This window comes from Rhodococcus sp. PvR044, from assembly GCF_040548995.1.
Classification (GTDB): domain Bacteria; phylum Actinomycetota; class Actinomycetes; order Mycobacteriales; family Mycobacteriaceae; genus Rhodococcus_G; species Rhodococcus_G oryzae.
This window is the reverse complement of the sequence record NZ_JBEPSX010000006.1, coordinates 178,518-194,107: the sequence shown is the minus strand read 5'-3', so window position 1 is coordinate 194,107 and position 15,590 is coordinate 178,518. Positions and strand designations below refer to the sequence as shown.

Here is a 15,590-nt window from a genome sequence, read left to right as displayed (position 1 = left end):
GCATCAGCCGACGAACAGGCCGATGCGCCCGATCCGTAGCGGCAGAGTGGTTTTCGTGGGGAGACCGGATTCCACGGCGCCCGCGTGTGTCTTCGTGGTGGGCCGCACCGGCTGAACCGTCACCGTCAGCGCCGCCGGGTCCCACCGGTAGGCGGACGCGAGCGCCTGCACCAGGGCGGTGATGTCGAAGGTGAAGCCCAGTCGCCCGTCGGCGTCCACGCCGAACAGCGAGAAGGTCCCGGCGAGGTGGTGTTCGGGCTTACCGTCGACCTCGGCGTCGGGCAGGTTCATGTACACGTGGTACACGCACCCCGGGTTCCGTTGTGCCGCAAGGCCGTCGACCGTCAACAGCACCGCGCCGAAGCCGGCCGCAGCCGCGGTGTCCGGGGCGTGCTCGACCACTGGGAGGCTGCTCGGCGAGACCTCGAGCCCGACGGTGGTTCGTCCGGTCAGCTCGGTCGGTCCAGGAGACGACGCGACCAGAGTGGGATTCGGCGCGACCGGGACCACCCTCTGCGGCCGGACGGGGAGCTGGGCCTGGTCGTCGTAGCGGTATCCGAGTCGATCGACGTGATCGAGCACGTCGCGGACCGGGCAGTCGACGGGGCGGCCGTCGGCGTCGAAGAACCGGAACTCGGCGTCGAGCCAGTCCCCATCGGTCGGATTCGCGTGGCGCTCGAGCCACTGCACCCACAGCCGGTCGAGATTCGCGTGGTGCAGCCAGAAGATCGGGTCGCGGGGCGCGGAGTCGGCGTTGCTCATCAGCGCGCCGAGCTCCCCACCCGGATCGCCGCCGATGGCCGCGTGCACCGCGCCGTGCGGGATGTTCTCCAGCTGCCCGGAGAACCCGGTGCGCATGGCGCCGGCGAACGACGGCTGCCACATCGCGGTGAACGAGGACGTGATGGTGGGGCTCAACGGATCCCCCGCCATGAGGTCGGCGTTGCGCAGCGGGGCGGCGAGTGCCAGCGGATTTGGTGAGCCGTCCGGGAGGGCCAGCCCCGTGTCGCGGAACGGGTAGGGGAGCGTGCTCTGCGGCTCCGGGTTCCCGTAATTCCAGTAGGGCAGTGCGAAATCGGCAGGCCCGCCGTTGTCGATGACGGCCGCGCGCAGGATCTGCTCGAAGAAGTACAGGTACATCCGGTGCCACGGGAGGAAGAAACGGTTGCCGTCCTGGCTGTCGCGCGCATCGGCGAAGGTGGCGCGGTAGGCGCGGTACAGGTTCGCCTGGAACTCCCAACTGGTGGGGTCGTCGGCGGGGCGGGCCTGCATTGTGCACACCGCCTGCGCGTAGGCGAGCAGGGTCTGGTCCCAACCGCGCCCGGTGCTCAGGCGCCACACGTTGCGCCGGATACGTTCCGTCGATCGGGTCGGCGGGTTCTCGGCGGTGGCCTGCACCTGGTCCAGCCCGAGCACCGCCCGCGGCCCGAGTTCTCCCGTCGCCGCAGCGGCCGGGGTCCTCAGCACGCTGATCTGGAACCGGCGCACGGCCGCCTCGGTCTCGCCGCCGTAGGCCTTGTCGATGCCGTGCACGGGCAGGCTGTTCGGGTCCCAGGACAGTAGGGCGGTCTGGACCTTCCCCACCGCGTCGCCTGCGTCGTTCCTGGTCCGCGACATGGTGTCGAGGCCCGCGGCGATGGCGGCGAGCACGCCGTCCCCCTGGAACAGTGCGGAAACGATCATTGAGCGGGCCCCCCGGACGGTTCGGACATCGAAACTGACTCGATCATGATTCTTCGGTGGATAGTCCTCACAGTCGCGGGTAGTGCACTACCTGTTCTGCGGGCAATCCCGTCCGAGTACCCGCCCGGTACCAAGATGCACGTCGTGGAGCCGGGCGGAAGCATGTCGGATGTGGCGCTTCGGTTCGGCGGCAATGTCGGGGAGATCCTGCGGCTCAACGGGTTCCCGAGTGTGGATACGGTGATCTATCCGGGGCAGGTGCTGATCGTGCCGCGGTGAGTGCCCCCATGGGCCGGGTGGGTTGCGGTGAGGCGTTCACCGTCATGGAGGAGTTCATCGCGACGCCGGGGCGCCGGGGCAGGCCGCGAGCATCAGGGGTTGGGACTGCCACCCGCGCGAGAACAACTTCCCCGAGTGCACCAGGGACGGCCTGATGATGTTCGGCGCGCCGTAGGGCGGCCACGCGTCGGGGCGGTCATGGCCCCGATCAGAACAGTGTTGGCTCGTCAAAACCCGGGGCGCGCTCGATCGTCAGCAGCGCGCGTTTGGTGACCGCGCCGCCGGGCGCGGAGAAGCCGCCGGTCTTCCCACCGGCGGCGAGCACCCGGTGGCAGGGGACCAGGATGGGAATCGGGTTGCGCCCCAACGCCTGACCTACGGCCTGGGCAGCGTCGGGGCTGCCGATCCGGGCGGCGACCTCCCCGTAGGTGAGAGTCGCCCCCGGCTCGATCGCCCTGGTCACCGCGTAGACCCGGCTGTCGAAGTGCGGCACCGCGCGCAGATCGAGCTGCACGTCGGTGAGGGGATCGGGTTCACCCGCCAGCAGCGAGACGACGCCGTCGATCGCGCGTCGGGCCGCGGAGCTCGAGTCCGGATCCCCCTCGGTGGCGTCGGGGAAGAGCTGCGCGTTCCGCTCACGGGTCAGCTCGTCCGAGCCCTCGGGCAACTGAAAGCCCACGATCCCCTGCTCTCCCCACACCACCGCGCACCGGCCGACCGGGGTGTCGAAGAGGGCGAATTCGAGTGAGCGCACGGGTTCAGTATGAGTCAGGTAGCCGACATCCACCCGGAGTGCCAGTCCAGTTGGAGTCAACTGGACTGGTAGATCCGGGGGTCAGTGGTGGGGCGCGCCCTTGCCCGCCACGACAGCCTCGTGTCGGGACTGCGCGGCCTGCAGGTCGCGGTGGGCGCGCTCCGCATCGCGACCCTCCGGCAGCAGTCCGGCCAGTGGTGCGGCGGGACGGAACTGGTCGAGGTGGAAGATTCGCGTGCCGTTCGACCGGCGCGCTGCGACGTACAGGCCTGCGGAGCCGAGGGCCAGGATGGTGAGGGTCAGTGCTGCGAACATGTCCCCATCCTGCGCCCAACTGGTATTGCAATAAACATCCACTTTGCGAATACTGGACTGCATGGCAATCAGGGTGCTCGGAGCGACCACGTTGGCGCGCGATCTCGGGAAATGGCAGGACGACGAGTCCGGGGGCCGGCGCCGCGTCTCCCGGCCCGCGTACCGCGCGCTGGCGGACAACGTGCGGATGTTGGTGGCCGACGGCCGGATCCCGTTGGGGGTGGCGCTGCCCAGCGAGCGTGACCTCGCGGGCGTGCTCGAACTGAGCCGGACCACCATCACCTCCGCGTACGCGGTGCTCCGCGACGAGGGATACCTGATCAGTAGGCAGGGGTCGCGAAGCACGGTCGCCCTGCCCGAGTCCGGTGCCACGGGTAAACTGCTGCGCGGCACCATGTTCGGCGGATCTGCCGTCGGAGGCGCGAGCACGGACCCGGTCATCGACCTCACGTGCGCCTCGATGTCCGCGCCGGTCGAGCCGATGCGAAGGGCATACGCGGAGGGACTCGACGCGTTGCCCGCCTACCTGGGCGGGCACGGCATCGAACCGGTCGGGCTGCCGGTGTTGCGCCAGGCGATCGCCGAACGGTATTGCAGGCGAGGCCTGCCGACCGCCCCCGAGCAGATCATGGTCACCGCGGGCGCGCAACACGCGTTGGTCCTGGTGCTGGGCCTGCTCGCCGCGCCGGGTGAGCGGGTGCTCATCGACCACCCGACCTATACGAACGCCATCGAGGCGATCAAGAGGATGGGCGCCCGGCCGGTACCGGTCGCGGTCCGGCAGGAGACCAGGGGCTGGGACCTGGACGGAATCCGCAGCACCGCACGGCAGACCGCGGCCAAACTCGCGTACCTGGTGCCGGACTTCCACAACCCGACGGGCTTCTGCCTCGACGACGAGGGCCGCGCCGAACTGGCCGCGATCGCCCGGGACACCCGGATGACGCTCATCATCGACGAGACGATGGCCGACCTCGGGCTCGACGCGCCCACTCCGACGCCGGTCGCTGCCTTCGCGCGCGGCGCGGGACGGGCGGACATCGTCACCATCGGCTCTACCTCCAAGGCCTTCTGGTCCGGGCTGCGGATCGGCTGGATCCGGGCGGAGGCCCCGCTGATCAGTGCGCTCGCCGCGTCGAGGTCCGCCCTCGACTTGGGCACCGCGGTGGTCGAGCAGCTGGCCGCCGTGTCGATGTTCGAGGTCGAGGACGAGGTGCTGCCGGAGCGTCGCGAACAGCTCCGCAGCCAGCGCGCCGCATTGCTCGACGCGGTCGCGACGGATCTGCCGGACTGGCGGTGCACCCCGGGCAGCGGCGGCATGGCGCTGTGGATGCAGCTGCCGGCTCCGATGTCGACCGCGCTCGCCGCCACCTCGCCCTACCATGGCGTACTGCTCGCGGCCGGCCCACGGTTCGGGCTCGAGGGCGCGTTCGAGCGGTACATCCGGCTGCCCTACGCCCGCGGCGAGGAGGAGCTCAGGGCCGCGGTCACCGGCATCGCAGCCGCCTACCGCGCGCTCTCCGGGGGCGTGGAGGTGGAACGTCCGGCCCTGGTGATCTGACGTCGACGGATCTAGCGTTGACGCCAACGGAGGCTCCGGTGCGCCGAGATCACGTTGGACCACAGGATCGCGTCATTCGCCTGCGCGACGGCCGTCTGTTGGGTTTTGCGGACTACGGTGACCCGGCCGGATTCGTCGTCGTGAACGCGCACGGTGGGCTGGCGGGACGGCTCGACGTGGCGGCCGCGTCGGCCGTCGCCCACGACGCAGGGATCCGGTTGGTCTCGCCGGACCGTCCCGGCATCGGGCTCTCCGATCCGCTGCCGGGACGGACGCCGCTGGACTGGGCGCGTGACGTCGAGGAGCTGGCCGATCACCTCGAGGTCGACCGGATGTCGGCGATGGGGTGGTCGATGGGCGGACAGTACGCCGCGGCCCTCGGGTTCGCGTTGGCCCCGCGACTGAACAGGGTGGCGATCGTCGCGGGGGCACTACCGCTGACCGAGGACGGCGTGTTCGACCGGTTGCCCACGATGGATCGCGTGTTCACGCGGCTGTCCCAGCGCGCCGCGCCGGTGGCGCGGGTCGTGTTCCAGGCGATGGGTGTGACGGCACGGTCCGCGCCGACGCTGTTCACCCGGGTCTCGGCCAGGGGACTCGGCAGGGCGGACGCCGAGGTGATCCTGGGCGAGCCCGTCGCGAACTTCGCCGCCATGACGGGTGCGGCGTTGCGCGGCGGCCGGGGGATGGTGGAGGACTACCGAGCCTGGATGCGGCCGTGGGGATTCGGTCCCGAGGACCTCGCAGTGCCGGTCGACGTCTGGTACGGCGACGACGACGAACTCGTCCCGAGCGCATGGCCGAGGGAGCTGGCCCGGCGGATCCCCGGCGCACGGCTGCGCACGCGTCCGGGCGGCCACTTCATGGCGCATCGGTATTACCGGGAGATCTTCGAATCACTCTCGGCGCCCGCGTGATCCGGCTCCGGTGCCGAAAAGGGGCGGGCGGGGTTTCCCGACAGGATGACCCCACCCGCCCTCGTGGCGTGCGAATCGCGACCCGCTACGTCCAGATGTCGGCCGCGTCGACGGCCGCGCTCGGCGGCGGGGTCGGGAGGCCGGTCTCGGTCCGCGAGAACCGCGGCGCCGGGCGGTGCTGGGTGACCTTGTCGAGCTCGACGAGCGAACCGCGGGCCGCGATGTGCGCGTTGTCGGGGGCCTCGGCGAAGGTCAGGACCGGGGTGGTGCAGGCGTCGGTGCCCTCGAAGATCGCGGTCCACTCGTCGCGGGTCTTGGACAGGAAGCGCTCGGTGAACACCTTTCGCAGCTCCGGCCACGCGTTCGCCTCGTTCTGGCCGGGCAGTTCGGTGGGATCGAGCTCCAATCCCTGGAGCAGCACCGCGTAGAACTGCGGCTCGATCGCGCCGACGGCCATGTACTTGCCGTCCGCGGTCTCGTAGGTGTCGTAGTAGGGCGCACCGGTGTCGAGCATGTTCACGCCGCGCTCATCCGACCACACCCCCTGTCCGCGGAAGCTCCAGATCATGTGCGAGAGGGCCAGCGTGCCGTCGACCATCGCGGCGTCCACGACCTGGCCCTTGCCGGAGTTCTGCCGTTCGACGAGGGCGGCGAGGATGCCGAACACCAGGAACATGGAGCCGCCGCCGAAGTCGCCGACCATGTTCAGCGGCGGCACCGGGCGCTCGCCCTTGCGGCCGATGGCGTGCAACACGCCGGTCAGGGAGATGTAGTTGATGTCGTGGCCTGCGGACTGCGCGAGCGGTCCCTCCTGGCCCCAGCCGGTCATCCGGCCGTAGACCAGGCGCGGATTGCGCTCGAGGACCACGTCGGGGCCGAGCCCCATCCGCTCGGTGACACCGGGCCGGAAGCCCTCGATCAGGACGTCGGCGCGCTCGAGCAGGCCGAGGACCTTCTCGATGTCGGCCGGGTCCTTGAGGTTGGCCTCGACGATCCGGCGGCCGCGCTGGGTCTGGTCGTGACGCTTGTCGGGGCCGGGGATCATCCCGGCGCGCTGTACCCGGACGACATCGGCGCCGAGGTCGGCGAGCAGCAGCGCGGCGTGCGGTCCCGGCCCGATGCCTGCCAGTTCGACCACGCGGACGCCCGCGAGCGGGCCTTTCCTTACGTCTTCTGCGGACACGGATTCTCCTCGTTCTGAGCACGATATTGCGTGAATTAACAGACGTTAACCCGTGGCCAATGGGGTGTGTGCCGCGGGTCACGGATCGGCTCGAGAGGGGCCCGTAGGGGCGGGGGTCTTGCCTGTTCGCGACCGGCCGAGCAGAGTGAGGCCATGGCCTTCCCCGGTCGACTCGTGGCGTTCGCGCCCAGCACGGACCTCGACGTCTCGGCGATGTTCTACGTAGACACGCTGGGGCTCACCCTCACCGAACGGACCCCGTTTGCGCTGGTGGTCGACGGTGGGAACGGGGTCGAACTCCGGATCACCCTGGTGCAGTCGAAGGCGGACACCGGGTACACGGTACTCGGCTGGCAGATGGACGACCTGGACGCGGCGGTCGAGGAACTGCGGTCCAAGGGGGTGGAGTTCAGCCGGTACCCGGGCCTGGATCAGGACGAGCACGACGCCTGGACGGGCCCCGACGGCACCAGGATCGCGTGGTTCCGGGACCCGCACGCGAACGTGCTGTCGCTGCACCAGGTCCCGGCGTAGCGGTCAGCCGAGCAGCTGCCCGCGGGCGAACCCGGCCAGCAGTACCGCGAAACCGCCCATCTCGCCGGCGATCAGCGCGATCATCGCCAGGTGCAGACCCAGGTCCGGATGCTCGAACTGGTTGGTGGTGTCCCGCTTGGCGCCGTGCACGACATAGCTCGCGATCGCGCCGACGAAGAAGAAGACCGTCACGGCCGCGGCCACCAGGTTCACCCAGGTCGGCCAGGCGCTGAGCTCGACGAACACCGCGATCAGCAGGGTCGCAAAGGAATACAGCAGTGCCGCCCGGTGCGCGATGTCCACGTACGGGTGCGCGAGGTGGTTCTCCGACAGCGCCATCTGCCGGTACTTCCACACGCCGAGACCGAGTGCGAGCAGGAAGATCAGCCCGGCGGCGAGCAGGGTCAGCGTGGTGTCGATCCCCAGTTCCATCCGGCCATTGTGGCGTGCGCGCCTGCGCCGGTCCGCGGTCTGGCACAGTGTCGCCCGTGAGCGTCGGTGTTGAGGTCCTGATCGGGTTGGCGATCGTGGTGGGACTGGTGGGGGTCGTGCTGCCGATCCTGCCCGGTGCGCTGCTGATCCTGGGGGCCATTGCGGTCTGGGCGATCCTCGAAGGCACCGGGACCGGGTGGTCGGTGTTCGCCGCGGCGGCCGTGCTGCTGGTCGTGTCGGGTGTCGTCAAGTACACCTGGCCGGGACGCCGGATGCGCGACGCGGGCGTGCCCAAGCGGTCGCTGGTCGCGGGCGCGCTGCTGGGGATCGTCGGGTTCTTCGTGATCCCGGTCGTCGGCCTGCTGATCGGCTTCCTGCTCGGCACCTACCTGGCGGAGGTACAGCGCCACCGCACACACTCGGATGCATGGCGTTCGACCGTGCACGCGACGAAGGCCGTTGGGCTGTCGATCCTGGTGGAACTGCTCGGCGCGCTGCTGGCGGCCGGGATCTGGTTGGCCGCAGCGATCTTCGCGTAGGGGAACCGGGAAGGTTTCAACCCGCGTTCACCCTCCGAGCACTGAAAGCGGCCGGGACGTCGGGTACAACTATCTGGACGCTGGGTCTCGTGGCGTCGACAATCCCGCAACCGCTAAGGAGCACCGATGTCCTCGTCTGATCTGTCCGACCTGTTCGGCGCGCTGTCCACCGTCTTCGGCATCCTCGACGGCTCGTCCGCCCCGACGGGTGGATCGTCGAAGTAGTCATGCTCCACCCCGCCTCTCCGTGGGGCGAACGGGCCTCTGCCGCCACCTAGGAGTGGCGGCAGAGGCCCGATCCGTTTGTCGCCCGGTCAGGTGAGCCGGTACCAGGCGCGGGCGTTGCCGCCGAGGACCGCCTCGAGGTCGTCGCCCACCGCGTCCGCGACGATGTCGAGGTCCGCGGCCTCGAAGGCCCGCCTGGCCCTGGTCCCGGGCAGGTCCGTGCCGAACATCAACGACTCGGGGTTCACGGCGTGGATGCGGCGCAGCGCGTCGCCCACGTCGTCGATGGTGGCCCGGCCGAAGCCGGTGGCCTTCACCTTGACGCCGCGGTCGACCAGGTTGAGCAGGTAGGGCAGGCCCCTGGTGGACATGCCGAGATGGTCGATGCTCACGGCGGGCAGCTTCTTGAACACCGGCTCCAGGGACAGCAGCAGCGCCGCGTCCACGTAGAACTCCGCGTGCCAGCCCACCAGGTCCCAGGCCCGCTGAGCCTGCGTGGCCAGCAGTTTGAGGTCGGTGGCGCTGCGGCGCAGATTGAAGCGCAGTGCCCGGACGCCTGCCTTGTCCAGCGCGACGATGTCCTCGTCGGTGGCGTCCTCGGCGAGCTGGGTCACGCCCACCCAACCGGGGCCGAGCTCCTGCAGCGCGGCGACCAGGTAGGCCTGGTCGGTGCCCTGATACGACGCGGTCACCACCGCGCCGCCGTCCACGCCGAAGCCGTCGACCCGCTTGCGATAGTCGGCGATGGTGAACGGTTCCGGCAGGTAGCCGTCGTTCTCCACCAGCGGGAACCGGGGATCGATGATGTGTACGTGGGCGTCAAACACTGTAAGAGCATGCCTTGTCGGTGACAAAAGTGTGGCGTCCGGCCCGCTCAGCGGGCCGAACGCCACCTCGATCTGAAGAAGCCTACTGCTGCGACGCGCGCAACATGTCCTCGCGCTCGACGACCTTGATGCGCTCGCGGCCCTCGGGCTCGCCGAGGGAACGCTCGTGGGCGTCGAGGCGGTACCAGCCGTCCCAGGTGGTGAACGGGACCTGCTTGCCCTCGAGGAACGTCACGACCGCGTCCTCCTCGGGCTGCGCTGCGCCCTCGAAGCCGGGGGCGTCCTCGAGCAGGCAGGCGATGGTTTCGTTGGCGTCGCCCTTGGTGTGGCCGATCAGGCCGACCGGGCCGCGCTTGATCCAGCCGGTGACGTAGGTGCCCGCGATGTGGTTGCCGTCCTCGCCGATGACCCGGCCCGCCTCGTTGGGGACAGTCCCGGCCTGGTCGTCGAACGGCAGCTTCGCGATGTTCTGCGACAGGTAGCCGACGGCGCGGTAGACGGCCTGGACGTCCCAGTCGTTGAACTTGCCGGTGCCGCGGACGTTGCCGGTGCCGTCCAGCTCGGTGCGCTCGGTGCGCAGGCCGACGACCTTGCCGTCCTCGCCGAGCACCTCGGTGGGCGACTCGAAGAAGTGCAGGAACAGCTTGTGCGGGCGGTTGCCCTGGTCGCGGATGGCCCAGTCCTGCAGGGTGTTGGCGACCATGTCGACCTGCTTCGAGCCGCGGCGCGCGGCCTCGGAGCCCTCGTCGTAGTCGATGTCCTCGGGGTCGACGATGACCTCGATGGTGGGCGAGTGGTCGAGCTCGCGCAGCTCCAGCGGCGTGAACTTGGCCTGCGCCGGGCCGCGGCGGCCGAAGACGTGGACCTCGACGGCCTTGTTGTTCTTCAGGCCCTCGTAGACGTTCGCCGGGATCTCGGTCGGCAGCAGCTCGTCGCCGGTCTTGGCGAGCACGCGCGCGATGTCGAGGGCGACGTTGCCGACGCCGAGCACGGCGACCTTCTCGGCCTCCAGCGGCCAGGCGCGGGGGACATCGGGGTGGCCGTCGTACCAGGAGACGAAGTCGGCGGCGCCGTAGCTGCCGTCGAGCTCGATGCCCGGGATGTTGAGCGCCCGGTCGGCGTTGGCGCCGGTGGAGAAGATGACCGCGTCATAGAAGGTGCGCAGGTCGTCGAGGGTGATGTCGGTGCCGTAGTCGATGTTGCCGAGCAGGCGGACCTGCGGCTTGTCGAGCACCTTGTGCAGGGCGGTGATGATGCCCTTGATTCGCGGGTGGTCGGGGGCGACGCCGTAGCGGATCAGGCCGAACGGTGCGGGCATCCGCTCGAACAGGTCGATCGACACGCCGCGTCCGGAGGCAGTATCGGACTTCATGAGGGCGTCGGCGGCGTAGATACCGGCAGGGCCGGCACCAACGATGGCCACGCGCAGCGGGCGGGTGTGGGCGGGAGTCGACGCCGTACGGGTCTCTGTCATCGGGAGCGAACTACCTTTTCGATGTGCGGACAGTCGGTGATTTTCGAGCGACCTGCTAGCAGTCGCTAGCGGTCATTTTCGAGCGACCTGCTAGCAGTCGCTAGCGGTTTCGAGCAGTGGTCAGGCCGTTCTCGGGCCCGCCGGTCGGCTTCCAGCTTAGGCTAAGCACACCCCGACCGGTCGTTCGAGGCGGGAGCCCCGAACCGCAACTGTCAATCCTGCGCTCTCCGGCGCCCCACCGCTAGGCAGCCCCCGGTTGGGGGGTCACAACTGTTGCTTGTGTCCCCCCTCACTACGGGCTGGCCGCCCTGTGCGCAACCCTGTGGATCAGGCTGAGCGGAATCATTGCCAGGTGCCGGTCGGCGAGGGCGCGCGGCCAAGGTGCCGCCGCAGCGTGAACGGATTCTCGGGCTGTGAAAAACTGATGCCATGAGCTACGCAGGCGACATCACCCCGCAGCAGGCATGGGACCTGCTGCGCGAGCATCCCGAGGCGGTTCTCGTCGATGTTCGCACCGACGCGGAATGGCGGTTCGTGGGTGTTCCCGACACCACCGAACTGGGCAGGCAGCCGGTGCTCATCGAGTGGGTGAGCGTCACCGGGTCCAGGAACGACAACTTTGTGGACCAGCTCAAGGAGGCCGGGATCTCCGGCGGACCTGCGGTCTTCCTGTGCCGATCCGGCCAGCGCTCCATCGGTGCGGCCGAGGCCGCGACCGCGGCCGGGATCGAGCCGGCCTACAACGTCCTCGACGGCTTCGAGGGCGGCATCGACGCGGACGGCCACCGCGGGGCGGCCGGCTGGCGCGCCCTCGGACTCCCGTGGCGGCAGTCGTGAGTGGCATCCCGCAGGGCGGGGCCTTCCACCGCGAGCTCCCGCCGGATGTCGGGCTCGGCACGCTCGGCGTGCGCGGCGGCATCATGCGCACCGGGTTCGAGGAGACTTCCGAGGCGTTGTTCCTCAACTCCGGCTTCGTCTACGAGTCGGCGGGAGCGGCCGAGCAGGCGTTCACCGGGGAGGTCGACCACTTCGTCTACTCCCGGTACGGCAACCCGACCGTGAAGATGTTCGAGGAGCGACTGCGCCTGATCGAGGGCGCGGAGGCCTGCTTCGCGACCTCGAGCGGCATGTCCGCGGTGTTCACGGCGCTCGGCGCGCTGCTCGGCGCGGGCGACCGGCTGGTAGCGGCGCGCAGCCTGTTCGGCTCCTGCTTCGTGGTGTGCAACGAGATCCTGCCGCGCTGGGGCGTGGAGACGGTCTTCGTCGACGGTGAGGACCTCGAGCAGTGGGAAGAGGCGCTGTCGGTGCCGACCACCGCGGTGTTCTTCGAGACCCCGTCGAACCCGATGCAGTCGCTCGTCGACGTCCCGCGGGTCTCGGAGCTCGCGCATGCGGCCGGCGCAAAGGTGGTGCTGGACAACGTCTTCGCCACCCCGCTGCTGCAGCGCAGCCTCGACCTGGGCGCGGACATCGTGGTGTACTCCGGAACCAAGCACATCGACGGCCAGGGCCGGGTGCTTGGCGGCGCGATCCTCGGGCCAAAGGACTACATCGAGGGTCCGGTGCAGAACCTGATGCGGCACACCGGTCCCGCACTGAGCCCGTTCAACGCGTGGACGCTGCTCAAGGGGCTCGAGACGATGCCGGTGCGGGTGCGGCACTCGGTCGACTCGGCGCTCCAGATCGCCCGGTTCCTCGAGGGCCACAAGTCGGTGCGCTGGGTGAAGTACCCGTACCTGGAGTCGCATCCGCAGCACGATCTGGCCAAGCGGCAGATGAGCGGCGGCGGCACGGTCGTCACCTTCGAGCTCGACGCGCCGGACGGGGAGGCCAAGAAGCGGGCCTTCGAGGTGCTCGACGCGCTGCGGGTGATCGACATCTCGAACAACCTCGGTGACGCCAAGTCGCTGATCACCCACCCGGCCACCACCACGCACCGTGCGATGGGCCCGGAAGGCCGTGCGGCCGTTGGCCTCACCGACGGCGTGGTCCGGCTGTCCGTCGGGCTCGAGGACACGGTCGACCTGCTGTCGGACCTGGAACGGGCTCTGGGCTGAGCGGCGCCCCGCTAGTCGTTGGGGAACACCGCCACTGCCCCGGCTGAGGACTCGATCCGGACCAGGTGCGGGCTGGCGGGGTCCTCGGCAACGGCGGTGGTCACCGCCGTTGCGTCGCGGACGGTCGTCTCCAGGTGGTAGGCGACACCACCGGGTAACCCGATCTCGATGTCGCCGATGGTGTTTCGCACATCGACGGAATCAGGTGGGGTATCCACGTCGATTCGAATGCTGCCGTAGGCGGTGCGGGCCGACAGTTCGGGTGCCGCAATCGCCCCGATCTCGACTGCCCCCTCGGCGGTCTGCGCTCGGACGGGACCGTGGTGTCGCCGTATTGTGACGTCACCGGTGGTGGTGGTTGCCGTCACGGTACCGTGCAGGTCCGTCATCGTGATCGATCCGGCGACGCCCTCCGCCGTCACGTCGGCCCGTGACGGGACCGCTACGGTGACGCCGAGCGAGCATCTCCAGAACTGGCCCTCGGGGCACACGATGTCCACCGCGGCACCGGATTCGCCGACCGTGACCACCGGCGGACCACCACGATAGGTGCCCGAGGCCGACACGTGCAGGCGGTCATCGGGGCTGGGTGAGATGGTGAGGTCGACCCCACCGGCCGGTGCTCGGACCGTCAGTGTGCCGGAGGCATCGCCGGACGCGGTGTGGGAGAACTCATGCTGGCTTGGCACCCCGAACAAGTATGCAAGCGTTGCGGACGCCGCGCCGCCCGCCCCGACCGCGACGGCGGTCGCGCAGGCGAACGCGGCGATCCGGCGGGAGGGCGCGAGCCTGTTCATGTCGCTCCTAGGTAGCGCAGGACGGCCAGGACGCGCCGATGGTCGGCGGCGTCGTGGTGGAGGCCGAGCTTGCCGAAGATATTGCCGATGTGCTTTTCGACAGCGGCGTGCCCGATCACGAGCGTGGCGGCGATTCCGGCGTTCGACTGCCCCTGCGCCATCGCGGTGAGCACCTCGCGTTCGCGCGGGGTCAGTGTGTCGAGCGTGTCGTTACGCGGCGTGCGTGCCAGGAGTTGTTGAACCACATCGGGGTCGATGACGGTGCCTCCCGCCGCCACCCTCTCCACGGCGTCAATGAAGTCCGCGACGTCGGCAACCCGATCCTTCAGCAGATAGGCCGACACCGTCGATGCGGTCACGGAGGAGCTCGGACGCATAGCGTTCCTCGACGTACTGCGAGAGCACCAGGACCCCGACCCGCGGCCACCGCTCGCGGATCACTAACGCCGCTCGCAGCCCCTCGTCGAGGAAAGTCGGCGGCATCCGCACGTCCACGACGCACACCTCCGGTGGCGCCTCGGCGTCGCCGACGGCGCGCAGCAGGGCCTCGGCGTCGCCGACGCTCGCGGTGATCGTCGCGCCGCTGTCGGCGAGGAGACGGCCGATGCCCTCGCGTAGCAACACCGAATCATCGGCCAGCATCACCCGCACGGGACCTCCACGAGGAGTCGGGTCGGCCCACCGGCCGGACTCTCCACCCGCAGGGTGCCGTCCACCCCGCTGAGCCGGTCGGCCAGGCCCGCGAGTCCGCCGCTGGGCAGGATCCGTGCGCCGCCGTCGCCGTCGTCGTCGACGGTGACCCGGATCGCGGACCCGACACGTTTGACGGCGACGGTCGCGCGGGTGGCGTTGGCGTGTTTGCTCACGTTGGTCAGGGCCTCCGAGACGAGAAAGTAGATGTTGGACTCGAGTGCGGCCGACGGTCTTCCCACTCCGGCCAGCTCCGCGGCGACGTCGATGTCAACGGGAACCGCACACAGCGTCGCCACCGAGGACAGCGCAGCATCGAGTCCCCTGTCGGTGAGGATCGGCGGATGCAGTCCACGAGTCAGCGCCCGGATCTCGCCGATGGCGTTCTTCGTTTCCCGGTGGGCGTCGTCGAGCAGCGTGCGAAGCGTCTCGTCCTCGGAAGCTGCCAAGCGGGATCGCGCCTGCCCCAGGGAGATCGACACCGATACCAATCGCTGCTGTGCGCCGTCGTGCAGGTCGCGCTCGATGCGCCGTCGGTCCGCCTCGGCGGCATCGATCACCCTGGCGCGGGATTCGGTCAGCTGCGCCATGCGTTCCTGGGTGATCGAGGCGCCCAGCAGCATTCGGGTGCACCACCAATCGGCCCGTGCAAGGGAGGACACGAGCAGCGGGGTGAGCAGCATCAGCCATACCGCGCCGACAGCGCCGACAGCGCCGACGGCCAACAACGACGGCAGTCCAACAAAGTACTCTCGCAGCTCGGAATCCCGAGGGTCGGTGAGCAGCCACGCGACGGGAGCCAGTGTCAGGGTGAGGGGTGCGGTGAACAGGGCGGCGACCACGATCGGAAGCAGGACTCCCAGTGGGATTCGCAGGAACCAGTAGGCGAGCGAACGCCACAGTGCCGGGTCGCGGGCTGCGGCGACGAACCGGGCCCGCCGGGTGGGACCGCCGGGACGGTCGGGCTCGGCGATTCGACCGCCGCCGAGGAATCGGACCGCGGCCCGTTGGGCCGCGTCGGCGCCCCGGACCGCCGGAATGGTGCAGGCGAACACGAGGACCCCGAGCAAGGCCATCGGCAGGGTGAGTGCGGCGGCGGCGAGGAGGGTGATCAACAGCAGGCCGACGATTCCGGAGAGCGCGGCGGACAGCACTGAGAGCACGGACAGCCACCAGTCGACGCTGAGCCAGGCGCGCAGCGGGTTGCGGCGGATAGGCAACGAACCGGGTGCGGTCACAGCGCTGCCTCTCGTGGTCGGTTCGATGCTTCGATCCCACCATAGGGCCGCGCACGACCGGGGTCTGGCGGGCGGGCCCACGAGC

Annotated in this window: 16 protein-coding genes and 1 pseudogene; 7 read left to right on the top strand and 10 right to left on the bottom strand. The window is 69.7% G+C overall.

Going from position 1 to position 15,590, the window contains the following annotated elements; genetic code table 11:
* Window positions 1-3 precede the first annotated feature (3 nt).
* Window positions 4-1,683 carry a tyrosinase family protein gene (locus tag ABIC28_RS16085; protein ID WP_209928490.1) on the bottom strand — a complete coding sequence of 560 codons (1,680 nt, stop codon included), beginning with the start codon at window positions 1,681-1,683 and terminating at the stop codon, window positions 4-6.
* Between the two features lie 144 nt (window positions 1,684-1,827).
* Between ABIC28_RS16085 and ABIC28_RS16080 the strand changes: the two genes are divergently transcribed.
* Window positions 1,828-1,962, top strand: coding sequence for a LysM peptidoglycan-binding domain-containing protein (locus ABIC28_RS16080; RefSeq protein ID WP_179800432.1), 135 nt, complete (start codon window positions 1,828-1,830; stop codon window positions 1,960-1,962).
* 208 nt (window positions 1,963-2,170) lie between these two features.
* Here ABIC28_RS16080 and ABIC28_RS16075 read toward each other — a convergent pair whose 3' ends face one another.
* Window positions 2,171-2,716, bottom strand: a complete 546-nt coding sequence (locus ABIC28_RS16075) for a methylated-DNA--[protein]-cysteine S-methyltransferase (protein ID WP_354579760.1) — start codon at window positions 2,714-2,716, stop codon at window positions 2,171-2,173.
* An 81-nt stretch (window positions 2,717-2,797) separates the two neighbouring features.
* Window positions 2,798-3,031 carry a hypothetical protein gene (locus ABIC28_RS16070; RefSeq protein WP_097210085.1) on the bottom strand — a complete coding sequence of 78 codons (234 nt, stop codon included), beginning with the start codon at window positions 3,029-3,031 and terminating at the stop codon, window positions 2,798-2,800.
* Between the two features lie 61 nt (window positions 3,032-3,092).
* On the opposite strand from ABIC28_RS16070, the gene yczR reads away from it, so the two are divergent.
* On the top strand, window positions 3,093-4,592 hold the full coding sequence (gene yczR / locus ABIC28_RS16065; RefSeq protein WP_097210086.1) for a MocR-like transcription factor YczR: 1,500 nt from the start codon (window positions 3,093-3,095) through the stop codon (window positions 4,590-4,592).
* A gap of 38 nt (window positions 4,593-4,630) precedes the next feature.
* The gene (locus ABIC28_RS16060) at window positions 4,631-5,509 is read left to right on the top strand and encodes an alpha/beta fold hydrolase (RefSeq protein WP_097210087.1); all 879 of its coding nucleotides are present in this window, start codon (window positions 4,631-4,633) and stop codon (window positions 5,507-5,509) included.
* A gap of 85 nt (window positions 5,510-5,594) precedes the next feature.
* Here ABIC28_RS16060 and ABIC28_RS16055 read toward each other — a convergent pair whose 3' ends face one another.
* Entirely contained in the window at window positions 5,595-6,692 is a 1,098-nt protein-coding gene (locus ABIC28_RS16055) for a CaiB/BaiF CoA transferase family protein (protein ID WP_097210088.1), read from the bottom strand.
* A gap of 153 nt (window positions 6,693-6,845) precedes the next feature.
* Between ABIC28_RS16055 and ABIC28_RS16050 the strand changes: the two genes are divergently transcribed.
* Window positions 6,846-7,226 carry a VOC family protein gene (locus ABIC28_RS16050; protein ID WP_097210089.1) on the top strand — a complete coding sequence of 127 codons (381 nt, stop codon included), beginning with the start codon at window positions 6,846-6,848 and terminating at the stop codon, window positions 7,224-7,226.
* A 3-nt stretch (window positions 7,227-7,229) separates the two neighbouring features.
* Here ABIC28_RS16050 and ABIC28_RS16045 read toward each other — a convergent pair whose 3' ends face one another.
* Window positions 7,230-7,658, bottom strand: coding sequence for a hypothetical protein (locus ABIC28_RS16045; protein WP_097210090.1), 429 nt, complete (start codon window positions 7,656-7,658; stop codon window positions 7,230-7,232).
* 56 nt (window positions 7,659-7,714) lie between these two features.
* On the opposite strand from ABIC28_RS16045, the gene ABIC28_RS16040 reads away from it, so the two are divergent.
* Entirely contained in the window at window positions 7,715-8,197 is a 483-nt protein-coding gene (locus ABIC28_RS16040) for a DUF456 domain-containing protein (RefSeq protein ID WP_097210091.1), read from the top strand.
* 314 nt (window positions 8,198-8,511) lie between these two features.
* Here the strand turns inward: ABIC28_RS16040 and ABIC28_RS16035 are convergent, their stop codons facing one another.
* Both ABIC28_RS16035 and ABIC28_RS16030 read right to left on the bottom strand, forming a co-directional pair.
* Window positions 8,512-9,249 (bottom strand): amidohydrolase family protein, encoded by a 738-nt coding sequence (locus ABIC28_RS16035; RefSeq protein ID WP_097210092.1) that lies wholly within the window; start codon window positions 9,247-9,249, stop codon window positions 8,512-8,514.
* A gap of 82 nt (window positions 9,250-9,331) precedes the next feature.
* Complete coding sequence (locus ABIC28_RS16030; protein ID WP_269588479.1) at window positions 9,332-10,723, bottom strand: FAD-dependent oxidoreductase; 1,392 nt, start codon at window positions 10,721-10,723, stop codon at window positions 9,332-9,334.
* Between the two features lie 429 nt (window positions 10,724-11,152).
* Here ABIC28_RS16030 and ABIC28_RS16025 point away from each other — a divergent pair, with 429 nt between their 5' ends.
* Both ABIC28_RS16025 and ABIC28_RS16020 read left to right on the top strand, forming a co-directional pair.
* Window positions 11,153-11,560: a rhodanese-like domain-containing protein gene (locus tag ABIC28_RS16025; RefSeq protein WP_097210094.1), complete on the top strand. Its 408-nt coding sequence runs from the start codon at window positions 11,153-11,155 to the stop codon at window positions 11,558-11,560.
* The gene (locus ABIC28_RS16020) at window positions 11,557-12,780 is read left to right on the top strand and encodes an O-succinylhomoserine sulfhydrylase (protein WP_209928502.1); all 1,224 of its coding nucleotides are present in this window, start codon (window positions 11,557-11,559) and stop codon (window positions 12,778-12,780) included. Before ABIC28_RS16025 ends, ABIC28_RS16020 begins: the two co-directional genes overlap by 4 nt.
* Before the next feature lie 11 nt (window positions 12,781-12,791).
* Here ABIC28_RS16020 and ABIC28_RS16015 read toward each other — a convergent pair whose 3' ends face one another.
* From ABIC28_RS16015 to ABIC28_RS16005, 3 genes and pseudogenes are all read right to left on the bottom strand, one after another.
* Window positions 12,792-13,577 (bottom strand): DUF4097 family beta strand repeat-containing protein, encoded by a 786-nt coding sequence (locus tag ABIC28_RS16015; RefSeq protein ID WP_209928503.1) that lies wholly within the window; start codon window positions 13,575-13,577, stop codon window positions 12,792-12,794.
* Window positions 13,574-14,228: pseudogene (locus tag ABIC28_RS16010) on the bottom strand (LuxR C-terminal-related transcriptional regulator). The gene ABIC28_RS16015 and the pseudogene ABIC28_RS16010 overlap by 4 nt, the downstream one beginning before the upstream one ends.
* On the bottom strand, window positions 14,219-15,505 hold the full coding sequence (locus tag ABIC28_RS16005; protein WP_354579753.1) for a sensor histidine kinase: 1,287 nt from the start codon (window positions 15,503-15,505) through the stop codon (window positions 14,219-14,221). The pseudogene ABIC28_RS16010 and the gene ABIC28_RS16005 overlap by 10 nt, the downstream one beginning before the upstream one ends.
* Window positions 15,506-15,590 lie beyond the last annotated feature (85 nt).

Bases quoted from the DNA above. Each gene is read 5' to 3' on its own strand.
- ABIC28_RS16085 (WP_209928490.1), bottom strand. From the start codon at position 1,683: ATGATCGTTTCCGCACTGTTCCAGGGGGACGGCGTGCTCGCCGCCATC.
- ABIC28_RS16070 (WP_097210085.1), bottom strand. From the start codon at position 3,031: ATGTTCGCAGCACTGACCCTCACCATCCTGGCCCTCGGCTCCGCAGGC.
- yczR (WP_097210086.1), top strand. From the start codon at position 3,093: ATGGCAATCAGGGTGCTCGGAGCGACCACGTTGGCGCGCGATCTCGGG.
- ABIC28_RS16050 (WP_097210089.1), top strand. From the start codon at position 6,846: ATGGCCTTCCCCGGTCGACTCGTGGCGTTCGCGCCCAGCACGGACCTC.
- ABIC28_RS16045 (WP_097210090.1), bottom strand. From the start codon at position 7,658: ATGGAACTGGGGATCGACACCACGCTGACCCTGCTCGCCGCCGGGCTG.
- ABIC28_RS16030 (WP_269588479.1), bottom strand. From the start codon at position 10,723: ATGACAGAGACCCGTACGGCGTCGACTCCCGCCCACACCCGCCCGCTG.
- ABIC28_RS16025 (WP_097210094.1), top strand. From the start codon at position 11,153: ATGAGCTACGCAGGCGACATCACCCCGCAGCAGGCATGGGACCTGCTG.
- ABIC28_RS16015 (WP_209928503.1), bottom strand. From the start codon at position 13,577: ATGAACAGGCTCGCGCCCTCCCGCCGGATCGCCGCGTTCGCCTGCGCG.